The organism is Paenibacillus sp. FSL W8-0194, assembly GCF_037969745.1.
Taxonomy (GTDB): Bacteria; Bacillota; Bacilli; order Paenibacillales; family Paenibacillaceae; genus Paenibacillus_AQ; species Paenibacillus_AQ cookii.
Genome location: NZ_CP150205.1, coordinates 955020 through 967147 on the forward strand (window position 1 = coordinate 955020; position 12128 = coordinate 967147).

Consider the following 12128-nt stretch of genomic DNA (forward strand, 5'->3'; position numbering starts at 1 on the left):
TATAACGAAAGTTACATAGGAGAATTGGACTATGTCAGACAAACTATTCAGATGGTTCAAAATTATTTATGCCATTCAGGCAAGGCCTGGAATTAACGCGAAGGAACTTGCAGAAAGATGCGAAACTGAAGAGAGGACGATTTACCGCGATCTGCGTTCATTGGATTCATTGGCACCGATTACGAATATTGGATACGGTAAAGGCTACACATTTGCTGGGGATTTTGCCGTGTATCCGTTCAATTGGACGCAGCAGGAGGCCATGGTGTTTTCCATGCTGCCTTCATTTGTCGATCAAAGCAACATGCCGCCGGGATTCGACACGGCTTACGATAAAGTAATGGCAGCTCATTTCAGGCAAAAGAGGCGAGATCGGGATTTGTTGGAACATGTAACCGACATTATTCAGATGGGTTCTCCGGCTTATCGGGAGGATGCGCCGAACTTTCTATTTCAAGTGATCCAGGCGATCGTGGAAGAAAAGACAATCACGGCCGTTTATCATACCCAAAGCCGGAATCAACAGACGGAGCGCGATATCGATCCCTATTATCTTGTCCCAAGGGACCAGCGTTTTTATCTCATTGGATACTGTCACCACGCAGAAGAAGTTCGAACGTTCCGATTGAGCCGGTTTCGCTCGATAGAGATGACAAATCGTACCTTTAACCGCGGGGATTTTAATATCAAAAATTACTTGAAAAATACATGGTCAATTGAACGCGGAAACGACCAGATCCATTTCAAAGTGAAGTTTTCGCCGGACGTAGCTCGTTACGTAAAGGAAGAAGAAATGTTCGTTCGGCCTCGTATGACGGATTTGCCCGACGGAAGCCTGCTGTTTGAGGTAACTGTAAACCATGACCGGGAATTTATCACATGGGTAAGCCAGTACGGTCCCGATGCGGAAATTTTGGCCCCCGTGTCCTACAGGGAACGGATGAAGGAACGGCTGAAAAAGTGGAGCAAGTTATACGAGCAAGAGTAAGGAACGGCGCTATTGCGCCATTCCCAGCATTTCAGCCAGCCTGCTGAACGGATGATTCTCATTATGTCCCGTGGAGTATACCACTTCTGAAACATACAACTTCTCTTCGGCGGCGTTATTTGTGACCAGTTTAATCTTGGAGAAAATGGAGGCAAAAATTTTGGCCGTATTCCAAGCATCATCCGCTGCATGGTGTGGTTCCCCGTCAAACGGAAGCTGCAGATGCTCCAAGGCCCGTTTCAATCCAAATCTTTGCCGATGATCCGAATGATGGAGCCGGGTGAAAGCCAGTTGGATATCGTTATAATTTTGGAGCCAATCCAGGGGGAGATGGTGATATCTGCAATGCTGAATCAGCTGGTATTTATCGTCCGGCCCCCAAGCGCACAGGTAATACGGATCCTGACCGATCCATTCCAGAAAAGTTTCCAACATTTCAGGATAGGACGGGGCTTGGTTTACCTGTTCTTGTGTGATCCCCGTAAACGGCGTCGTTTCAGGTGTTAACTTATATTGTCTGGACGGCTTTACATAAGAATGAAACTTATCGGTTATGACGGGGGCTCCTTCATGTTCGGTCATTTTGACTGCCCCAATTTCGATAATATCCGCCAGATGTTGTTGTTTACGAACAACCATGAATTCAAGGTCAAAAATGATGTAGTTTGGCATTAGCAGTGCTCCTCTCTGTAATCGTTGTGAATAGTTTAGCAGGGAGGAGTGGCAGAAGTTGTCAGGGAATGGGTGTTCGAATTTAATATTTTACATGAGATCAGAGAGGAGAACATATATGGCATTATGGCTGTTTCGCGCGGGACGATCCGGCGAATACGAAAGCAAATTCTTAAATGATAAGAAGGTATATTTGACTTGGGATCAGTTGGACGTCGATTTAAAGAGTTTTTCAGACAGATCTGAGCTTATCAGTTATCTTATGAATGATTACGAGGCTGAAAAACTTGGAAGAGCGAGAAACTGGGCAGGACAAATCTGGCCGATTGCTCATGAAATGAGTAAAGATGATTGGATCGTCCTTCCTAGCAAGCTCAAGTCTGCGATTCATATTGGGAGAATTACAGGGGACTATGAATTTGATATTAGCCGTGACAACCCTTACTACCATTCAAGAGCAGTTGAATGGTTTGCTACAGATATTCCAAGAACGAATTTTGATCAAGATTTGTTGTATTCATTCGGTGCATTTATGACGGTATGTAGGATACAAAGAAACGACGCGGAAAGACGCGTAAAGGCGATGGCAGCAAATCATTGGCTCACGCCTAGCGTTAACGCTTATAATGATCCGACTCAGGCTGCTCAAGATGAAGATGAGAATTTATTTGATTTAGAAGAGTATGCGAATGATGCTATTGCCAAATATATTATTCAAAAATTCAAAGGCCATGGAATGGCCAGAATCGTAGAAGCTATTCTTAAAGCTAAAGGGTTTACTACTTATATTAGTCCAGAAGGTCCGGATAAGGGCGTGGATATATTGGCTGCACCTGGGAATTTAGGATTCGGTGAACCTAAAATTTGCGTCCAGGTTAAAACATCGGATACTCCAGTCGACAGACCAACACTGGATCAACTTATAGGCACGATGCATAATTTTAAGGCCAGCCATGGGCTTCTAGTTTCTTGGAGTGGCTTTAAAAGCTCGGTAGACAAGGAGATCGCATCACAATTTTTTAATGTAAGGCTGTGGGATCAGAAAGCAATTATTCATGAGTTGCTAGAAAATTATGATGCCCTGGAAGCGGATATTAAGGCTGAAATACCTTTAAAAAGAGCTTGGATTTTGGCGGGGACGGAGTAAGTTAGTCAGTAATTAGAAAAATACAAAAATTAAAAACAGTGCGAATAATCGCGGATGAAAATTTCATCCGTTATTCAGGATAGGAATTCGAAGGAAGTGCAATATCAATGTCATCTATTTTTACCTTTTTGGGTGAGGTTAACGAACCATTAGCTGCGCTGGTTATTCAGGCTGAAGCGGATATGTGGTCAAACCCGCGTGCAACACTTACTCAAGGCAGGTTATTTAGTGAAGAAATGGCTGTTACAGTTTCCAAAATGGAGAAAGTAGAACCGGTTTATGCAATAAAACCAAATGAACGAATGCATTTACTTGTTCGTAGAGGTGTCGTATCGGAAGAAATTAAAGAAAGCTTTGAATGGCTTCGCCGAAATGGAAATATAGCGGCTCATGATGTAAAACCGATCCCCATGGATCTGGCACTGACCGCACATCGTCATTTATTTACGCTTGCTCAATGGTTTGTAGAATCTTACGGTCCACTGGATATTAGTACGCCAGTTTACTCGATGCCGATGATACCGTCAGAACGCGAGTCAGAAGGCAGTGAGCTGAACTCCAGTGTAAGTGACCAACTGGAGCAGTTGTTGAGCGCTCAATTGGAGGCCAAGATATTACCCGCCTTAACGGAGCAATTTAAGCAGTTGCAGGATACAATTACCCAGGTAACTGTCGCTAATGCAATTGATTCACAGAGGAATACTCATGATCCAAGCATGGGTTCAAAGGAAGGCAACAGCGAAATCGACATCTCCTTATCAGGGGCAAATAAGATAACCGATTACCGTCCAGATCGCAGATCAATTGAAGTGAGGGAGTATCTGGAAGAGAAGGGGATGACAATTGTTGACAAGCGAAAAAATGGTGGTGCCATGTGGATTGTTGGCGGTTGGGAACTAAAAGAAGAGTTGTTAGCACTTAAAGAACAAAAAATCTATTTCAAGTTTGCCAAGAACGGAAGCCAATCAACGAAAAGAAAGCCTGCCTGGTTTATGATGGGCAAGGATCCTACTGAATTACGTTGGATTACACTGGAGAATGAAAGCTTATCTCTGATTGAATCAGCTCAAAATGAGGTTCCGACTAATCTTCCTATGGCCGTTAATGCTTTGACAGACTTAGGCAACTCAGAAACAGAGATGAGCAAGTCGGATTTATTAGAATCAACAGATGATCAAATGATTATAGAACCTACAGTGCAGCCTACTGTAACCACTGAAGAGTCTAGACTCGGCACAGTAATACGCAAGTCGTTCTTGAATAAGGAACTGGTATTTCCGCAATCTATGGCTGACATGAAACTTGATGATATTAATATCAATGGCTGTGGAGCTTTGTTAGCGTATCTTAAAGAAAAATGCAGGGCTACTACAATTCAAGAGATCCCTGAAGATTTACCGAATTTAGCTAACCAGATCAATGGTGTTGGTCCTAAAGGCATTGAACGCTTTGTCAAACAGCTAGAAGAAGCAATTACTGCAGAAAAGAAACTTATTGGTTCCGGAAAACGTAAAGAGCAGGCTGTGGTGGCTTATCGACGCCTTAAAAAACGACTTGGTCGACGTCCTTCATATATGGAGATTTATCAACAGGGTGGTATTAATAGTCAAGAGTATCGTCTTTTGTTCAATTCTTATTACAATTTTTTACTTGAAGCCAAAGAGCTGGACAAAACAGAATCGGCAGTCGCCAAGCGTTATGCTGGCTGGCTCGTTGAAATCGAAAACACAATTATCCGTAAAAGCTATAAGATGGTACTGCTTCTTGCAATGCTTGACCGGGGTATTCTTGATTGGAAGCGTCCTATTACTCCTGAAGAAGCAGCTCCATTTTTCTATGAATATTATATGAGTAATCCTAAAAGAAAGGAGACTGACTTCTCAGATAATGAAACTCGAAAGCTCTGGGATGCTCCGTTAGAACGGACCGCGCAGCTTATCGCAAGAATGCCTATGACTCATCTTGCAAAAAGCGCTAAAAAGCTTGTTCGATACACAGAAGAGGGATTTAGCATTGGATTTCAAATCAGGGAGTCTGACAATCCAACGTTATATGAATGGACTCGAGAGATTTGTGAGTATCGGTTGATAGAGTATTTCGAGAGGAAAGCGTAAGAATTTTCGAGAGACCTAAACCTTGTTGCAATAGAAAAAATAAAATGGGGGAATTTCTTTTGGAAAGTTTAATCGAGGTATTACTGGAGATCCGAAATGGAATCTATGCTATGAACGCTAATATTGAAGAACTAAAGAACTCTATTGAAGAACTTAAAGGAAACGGATTATATAATTCTATTACGGACGTTTGTGACAAGTTGGATTCAAATGTCAGAGAACGTCGTGGGAAACGGGCTATTTAACTCTCTGTCCGATGTTTATAATAAGCTCGATGAAATTTCTTCAACATTAGATTCTATTGATGCAAACACCATGTGATCAATTTCAAAATGTGGATAGTAGAGGAGCGAAGTACATCACAATACTTATTTGAGCCCTTCTCGGGGTTCTTTTTTATAAGAAAACATTTCTCGTTTGTGATGATTCCGCTGTGAGTATACATTTATGAACTAAGGAGGAAGAGGAATGAGTGCTTCATCAACTGGCCCTATCTTTGCTGCATTTATTGCTTTATTATTCTTTGGGCTGTTATTTCGCCAAATCCAAAAGACTATGGAATCAGGCAGAGATGCTGCTAATATAAGGAACATACTGAAAGAGCTGCAGAATGAGATGGATATACCTGAACGTTTTAACAAAATGAATGATTGGATACTTCAACAAGAAGGCGAATATCTCAAGAAATTTGTGCGACCAGGATGGATTGCTTTTTATAAGAGATATATTCACCAGGAAAATGCAATGAGAATCCCTGATGTATATGATTATTTTCAGGAGGAGGAGCTAGTACATAATTATGGAAGGAGAAGGTTTATCGAATTAATCCCCGGAATATTTCTTTCCATTGGGATTCTTGGGACATTTATTGGGATTGCTACAGGCGTAAGTGGTCTTAACCCTGATGGGAATTCAGAAGAAATGAGATCAGGCATTGGAATTCTGCTACATGGTATGCAGACTAAATTCTGGTCATCCATTGTTGGGATCGTAGCTTCCTTAATATGGCAATTTATTGATAAAAATTTCCTTTTGCCCCAATTGCAATCTACTTATCTCGATATCCGTGAATCATTTGACGAGGCATTCCCAACCCAAGACCAAAATACCATTCTTCAACAAATGCTAGAAAATCAAAAAAGCCAAATGAACGACTTTCAAATTTTTATGTCTGAGCAATTAATTCCGCAGATGATAACAGGCTTTAACGATACTTTAAAGCAGTCATTATTACCACCAATGGAACAGACTCAAGTGTTGATGAATGAATTAATTACAAGTGCCAGTGTAAACCAGATAGATGGAGTGAAGCAACTGACCGCTGAGGTGATGAACTCATTGAACGAGATTACAGGTGAACACATGAAAAACCTGGGGGAGGCACTACAATCAACAGTAGAATGGCAGAAACGAGTACATGAAGAGATGAGTAACTTGGTAGATTCTATGCAGCAATCTGCACGTAATCAATCAGAAATGGTGGAGAAGACGACTGTATTGACACAGGAAATTCATCATTATACCGACAACATTACGGAGTATCAGACAGTTCTGGAAGGCACCGTTTCCCAGTTGAACGATACTACATCTAAGAACAGTGAGCTTCAGTCTGCCGTGAGTGGTCTGCTGGACCGAATGGTTGAGGAGCGCAATGTCTTTAACCAATATTTCGACGAGCATCTTGCTAAATTACAAAGTAATGTGGAGTCCATTATCTCACAGACCGAATCTCAAGTGAAAGTACAGACCTTACTGGAACAGAATCTAGAACGAATTACGGACATGGCTGATAGTCAACAAGCTCTGGCCTCTTCATTATCGAATCAGGCAGTCCTCTCTAAAAAGTCCAGTGAAGAGCTTGGCCATTTAGTTGAACGATTTGAGAATAACGCTTCTCTATTTACGGAACTACAAGGCAGAGTGGGAGGTATGTTAGAACAGTCATTGGAAGAGCAGAGTCGTTTAGATAAGCTTATCGAAAAAGTGAACTTTGAGTTGGTGGATCAGGTCGAAGCTATGGATGAGCGAACAGATAAAATGATTTCGGTATGGGAAGAAAACAGCCAGTTAATGAAGGATTTAAACAGACAACTCGGTACTTCCATTAATCAGTTTGCAGACGATATGCATCGAGGCATCATGCGCACTTTTGAACAATTTGATGAAGAATTAACCAAGTCCGTAAACTTATTGGCAAGAGGCGTAGACTCGATGCGGGATGGTCTTGTGGAAATGCCGGAGGTCATTCAAGAACTCAAACAATCGGTTAATGAAATCAATAGGCTGGCCAAGCGTGCCACATTAAATACATAAGGTAAGGAGGGTTAAAATGTGGCACGTGGAATTCGAAATTTAGGACGCTCAAAAGGCCTAGTAGGTGAGGAAAAAGAAAGTTCATGGATTTCTTATACAGACCTAATGTCTGCTTTGTTAATTATTTTTGCTCTGGTTATCATGGTGACCATGTATGATACACAAAATGCTTATGAACAGCAAAAGAAAGCTATGGATGAGGCAACTGAGGCGATCAAACAGAAAGAGGCAGCCATCGCGGAAAATAATAAAATTATTGAGGAAGTAGTCGGAGTGAAATCCCAGATTATAGAAAAACTGATGCTAGCATTCAAGGACTCCAATCTGGATCTCGAGATAGACAAACAGACGGGGGCTATTCGTTTCTCCGGCGGCGTCTTTTTTGATAAAAACAGCAGTACGGTATCCGCGAAGGGAGTAGAGTATCTCGAGAGCTTTATTCCCAAGTATATTGAAATTCTATTATCTGATCAATTTCGAGATGAGATTGCTCAAATCATCGTGGAAGGTCACACGGACAGTGATGGTGGGTACCTTTATAACCTTCAATTGTCGCAGGATCGTGCGTTAGCCGTGGCTCAGCAAGTCTTTGCGCCCAATTTCCCTAAGTTTAAATACCAGGAGGAGCTAAAGACAGTTATTACAGCCAATGGCAGATCGTTTAGCGTTCCGATTTTGGATAAAAACGGTAAAATGGACCCTGATAAGTCAAGACGAGTTGAATTTAAATTCCGCTTAAAAGATGAGCAATTACTCGAGAAGCTCCAAGGAATGATGGTGGATGATGGACGATAAAACGTATATATTTACTTTTGCGTTTAAACCACAGAAGTTATCTCAAGCCAGGGAGTATATAGAAAGAAAATATGAGGATTTAGACAGGCTTACAGCCTCACAATTAAGTGCGTTACGATTACCAAAATTGTTAGAGCTCATACGTCAGACGCCTGAAGAGGAGATAGAACAGCTATCGAAAACTCTAAAAAAAAGAGACGTTATGGTTCTTGTATATGAGTATCCCTACCATCAGGAATCCAATAGCGTTCAGAAAAAAATAAATCTAGTCTTATATCATAACTATTCTCCTTCTATCGGTTCCATAATATGGGGGGGATTTCAAGGGGAATTTAACAACGTATATATTCAGGATTTATTGCGTCGATTTTATTCAAAGGACGGAACTGGTTTCTTGTATTCCGAGTATGAAGAGGAAAAACTTACGAAACAGCTAATGCCAGTGTTTATGAACAAAAATGGTATCGCACAAGGCTTGGCCGAACTCATGGCTAATGGAAAGATGAAATCCATCGAGTTTATGAGAATGGTGAAAATCAAGCCCGAATCTGAACTTGAAGATTATCTTGTGTTTCAGACATTGCAACGAAGCCTACACCATGATGGAATAATTAGTCGTGATGGAGAAACGTTCGTTGTTCAAATGCTTGAAAAGTATCCCATGAAGTCCTATCAAGAGCTTATGAAAATTTATCTGGAGGCCAGAAATCATGAACAATTTCACGCTCGGATTATGGAACAAGCGATCAGGAGACTTCATGACCCTAGAGAACGTGATGAGGACTGGGGTTTCTTATCTGAGGAAGGGCGTGAGGAGGTCAATCGTTGGCTTATTGTAGCGAGGCTGAAAACGATTAATGATGAATATAGAAGATTTGAATTCTGGAAAAGGTATCTCTTGGACATTCAGGATGTCAGTCAATTAGATGGGGAAAACGACCCTGCCGTGTTGTTTATTTATTTCAAAGAATTTGTGGTCGTTGAGTTTGGAGAAATAGGAGCTGCTTATTTTTATCATAAAAAAGGGTTTAATAAGTTCATATTGAGTCGAATTACAGGAACAGAGTTTAGAAGAAAAGGAAAAGCAGCCAAAGAAAAGGCATTGAAAGATACAGAGAAAATTAAAAGAGGAGAACCATTGTATATAACTTCATTGGGACATTACGGGGCTTTTGAGACTTGGACAGATAAATTCAGAAAACATATAAGCGAATTCATGAATGGACATTATAATTACTCGGAGTGACAAAATCGAATGAGTTGGTGGAACAGATTATCTAAGCGAACAAAAGAACCTGAGTATAAACCTATACAATGGGAGTTTATAAAAGATCAAAGAGGATTACTCGTTCATCTATTTCAAGACCAGGATAATATCCCTATCAGCCTCCCGTTAAATATGACTGTAGCAGAAATTCGGCATCAGCCCAATGTAGAAACATTAGAGCTCTTAGAGTCGATGTGGTATGAAGAATTGCTGAAGGAGACAGATGACGGATATTTACTTCCCTATGACTTAGTTATTGAAGCTCCTCCGGAAGTTCGCGAGCAATTTGAACTACCCGAGACAACGAGTCTTGAGTTGAAGCTCGGGCATGTGGGGATCATTGGAGGGTCTAATTTCAAATTTATTCTCGAAAAGCACTGGGGTAACCGGAAACATATAGAGAGAACAGCGAGACAAATTGGCCCTTGGATCCAACTTCCCGATCGTACGTGGCTTCTAATGGAACCGGAGCAGTATCAATTTGAACAATTAGTTAACGAACAGCCGAATGTCCTTGATAAGGAACAGATTTTTGCGTATGTAGCCAAGATTCGTTCCCAAGCTAGAAAACTAAATATACCCATGGATGATTATCTTTCGAAGCAAGATTTCAAGTTCGCAAATGATGTGGATATTGATCTGAGGTATAATTCGGACCAAATTGAACTGATACCTAAATATCGATCGAGTGATCCTATCCCCCAAGAAATTCTCGATGAAATGGGAGGCGCTGGAAGCCGATACTACTCCCACCCTGTACATGGTAAAATTTTTGTTTCAACTGATGTCGTTACCAAGTCCGATGAAATTCGAAAACAGGATCCCATCCGTGGCCAAGACATTCCTCGTTTCGCTGAGAATCCGGAAGCCTTTCTACCCGAAATTGAGGGTTTGGATTTATCTATGTTCGGAGAAAGAGTCAAATCATTAGGGATACGAGTATATAAAGCCCAGCCCTATGTCCATGCCAATGATAGCGGACGTGGTTGGTTTGAGCTCCATGCAGGGGTTCATATCATGGATTCTGAGGGCGAAGTTAATCAGACATTCGATGCAAGTGGGCTAGAGGAAGTATTCAGGGAGGCAACTACAAACGGGGAAGAATATGTCGAGCATAATGGGGAATGGATCAGAGTCCCCCATGATATCAGCGCTTTCCAAGAAGCCGTAGCTCAGTTGGAACAGACATGGGGAGATAACGCGCGAGTAGATGTTACCAAGCTTCCATATGTACTTGAAATATTCGAGAATATTAGTCAACTGGAGTATAACCAACCTATTCTAACCGTGCACCAGGAGATGTTGGATAACGGTATTTTGGATCGCAAGCCACCGGCAAGTTTTGGCGCCAGCCTCAAGCCTTTTCAGGAGGAAGGTTACGTATGGATGAAGTCCCTTCATTATCGTAAACTGGGTGGGTTATTGGCAGACGATATGGGATTGGGGAAAACCATTCAGGTTGTCTCCTTTCTTACATATTTGCATGAAATTGAGAAGCTAACTCCAACATTAATCGTTGTGCCGAAATCTCTGATTGAAAACTGGGTTGCTGAAATTCATAAATTTGCATCACCGATTGCTCATCTGGTTCATGTCCATAGTGGCGGGAATCGTGTCAAAGATCCAGTAATTCTTCAGAAATATGCCATAACACTTACGACTTATCAAACATTGGTGCGAGATCAACTGGCATTTGGGCAAGTCGAATGGCAAACCATTATTTGCGATGAAGCTCAAGCGATTAAGAATCCAACTACTGCTGCCAGTAAGGTTATTAAGGCCATGAATGCAAAATTTAGAGTTGCGATGACGGGAACTCCGGTGGAGAACGGGCTAAGCGAGCTCTGGTCGATTATGGATTATGTTCAACCTGGTTTGCTTGGGAGCTTGCATGAATTTAAAAAAGAATTTATGGATAAGCTCGAAGCTGAAGAACGGGATCATGAAACAGAGCAAAAATTGCTTGCTCGAATATCAATGGTTTACAAACGCAGAACAAAGACCGAGGAACTGGCGGGACAATTGCCTGCCAAGCTGTCTGTAGAGATTCCTGTTCCTTTAGGATCTGAACAACAGCAAGCATATGCTGCCGTTATTTCACAAGTTAAAATGAAAACATTGTCTGGTTTGCAAGCCATACAGCAGCTTAGAGAGCTATGCTCTCACCCAGCCTTGGTGAATGAGTCCTATCGGAACTTGCCTATCCAGTCTGTTCCAAAGCTGGCCAAAACACTAGATCTAATTAGAGAAATTCAGGCCAAAGGCGAGAAAGTCCTGATATTTACAGAGCTTAGACAAATGCAAGAGATTCTACGGGACGCTATTCGTGATCAATTTAATATCAATCCGCAGATTATTAATGGCATGACGGAAAGAAGACAGAGTTGTGTTGACCAGTTCAACAATCGACCCGGCTTTGATGTGATGATTCTCTCTCCTAAGGCAGCTGGTACCGGACTGACGATAACATCGGCTAACCATGTCATTCATTACACGCGTTGGTGGAATCCGGCGGTGGAGAATCAGGCAACGGATCGTGTGTATCGAATTGGACAGAACAAACCTGTTCAAGTATATTACCCGATCGTAACAGCTGAACAGTCATTCCTTACCTCTGGTACAGTGGAGGAAATTGTCCACCGCATATTAACTGAGAAACAGGAGCTTGCTTCGTCCATTATTGTGTCTAGCCGTAAACTGGAAATTGAAAATGAGGTTTTGAAAAGTGTGTTTAAATAGAGATTGTTGCATCATTTCAACTAAATATTTCTACAAGGGAAGACTTCCGCAACAGAAGAGATACCGGTAAACTTAGAAGGTATACTAGAAATG

The 12128-nt window shown here is 41.6% G+C and carries 8 protein-coding genes; 7 read left to right on the plus strand and 1 reads right to left on the minus strand.

Annotated features, from left to right (window positions below):
- Positions 1–31 precede the first annotated feature (31 nt).
- Positions 32–988 (plus strand): transcriptional regulator, encoded by a 957-nt coding sequence (locus tag MKY58_RS04065; protein ID WP_339323574.1) that lies wholly within the window; start codon positions 32–34, stop codon positions 986–988.
- Between the two features lie 9 nt (positions 989–997).
- Here the strand turns inward: MKY58_RS04065 and MKY58_RS04070 are convergent, their stop codons facing one another.
- Positions 998–1660 (minus strand): 3'-5' exonuclease, encoded by a 663-nt coding sequence (locus MKY58_RS04070; RefSeq protein WP_339323575.1) that lies wholly within the window; start codon positions 1658–1660, stop codon positions 998–1000.
- A 118-nt stretch (positions 1661–1778) separates the two neighbouring features.
- Between MKY58_RS04070 and MKY58_RS04075 the strand changes: the two genes are divergently transcribed.
- The 6 genes from MKY58_RS04075 (at position 1779) to MKY58_RS04100 (ending at position 12035) form a co-directional block, all read left to right on the plus strand.
- Positions 1779–2807, plus strand: a complete 1029-nt coding sequence (locus MKY58_RS04075) for a restriction endonuclease (protein WP_339323576.1) — start codon at positions 1779–1781, stop codon at positions 2805–2807.
- A gap of 107 nt (positions 2808–2914) precedes the next feature.
- Positions 2915–4921: a DUF4145 domain-containing protein gene (locus MKY58_RS04080; RefSeq protein WP_339323577.1), complete on the plus strand. Its 2007-nt coding sequence runs from the start codon at positions 2915–2917 to the stop codon at positions 4919–4921.
- Positions 4922–5389: 468 nt separating this feature from the next.
- A complete protein-coding gene (locus MKY58_RS04085) occupies positions 5390–7234 on the plus strand; it encodes a hypothetical protein (RefSeq protein WP_339323578.1) in 1845 nt (614 codons plus the stop codon).
- An 18-nt stretch (positions 7235–7252) separates the two neighbouring features.
- Positions 7253–8029, plus strand: a complete 777-nt coding sequence (locus MKY58_RS04090) for an OmpA family protein (RefSeq protein ID WP_339323579.1) — start codon at positions 7253–7255, stop codon at positions 8027–8029.
- Positions 8016–9275 carry a hypothetical protein gene (locus tag MKY58_RS04095; RefSeq protein WP_339323580.1) on the plus strand — a complete coding sequence of 420 codons (1260 nt, stop codon included), beginning with the start codon at positions 8016–8018 and terminating at the stop codon, positions 9273–9275. Before MKY58_RS04090 ends, MKY58_RS04095 begins: the two co-directional genes overlap by 14 nt.
- Before the next feature lie 9 nt (positions 9276–9284).
- Positions 9285–12035, plus strand: coding sequence for a DEAD/DEAH box helicase (locus tag MKY58_RS04100; RefSeq protein WP_339323581.1), 2751 nt, complete (start codon positions 9285–9287; stop codon positions 12033–12035).
- The last annotated feature ends 93 nt before the right edge of the window (positions 12036–12128 follow it).

What these genes read in the sequence shown, in the direction of transcription:
- MKY58_RS04075 (WP_339323576.1), top strand. Translation starts at nt 1,779, where the DNA reads ATGGCATTATGGCTGTTTCGCGCGGGACGATCCGGCGAATACGAAAGC.
- MKY58_RS04070 (WP_339323575.1), bottom strand. Translation starts at nt 1,660, where the DNA reads ATGCCAAACTACATCATTTTTGACCTTGAATTCATGGTTGTTCGTAAA.
- MKY58_RS04080 (WP_339323577.1), top strand. Translation starts at nt 2,915, where the DNA reads ATGTCATCTATTTTTACCTTTTTGGGTGAGGTTAACGAACCATTAGCT.
- MKY58_RS04100 (WP_339323581.1), top strand. Translation starts at nt 9,285, where the DNA reads ATGAGTTGGTGGAACAGATTATCTAAGCGAACAAAAGAACCTGAGTAT.
- MKY58_RS04085 (WP_339323578.1), top strand. Translation starts at nt 5,390, where the DNA reads ATGAGTGCTTCATCAACTGGCCCTATCTTTGCTGCATTTATTGCTTTA.
- MKY58_RS04065 (WP_339323574.1), top strand. Translation starts at nt 32, where the DNA reads ATGTCAGACAAACTATTCAGATGGTTCAAAATTATTTATGCCATTCAG.
- MKY58_RS04095 (WP_339323580.1), top strand. Translation starts at nt 8,016, where the DNA reads ATGATGGACGATAAAACGTATATATTTACTTTTGCGTTTAAACCACAG.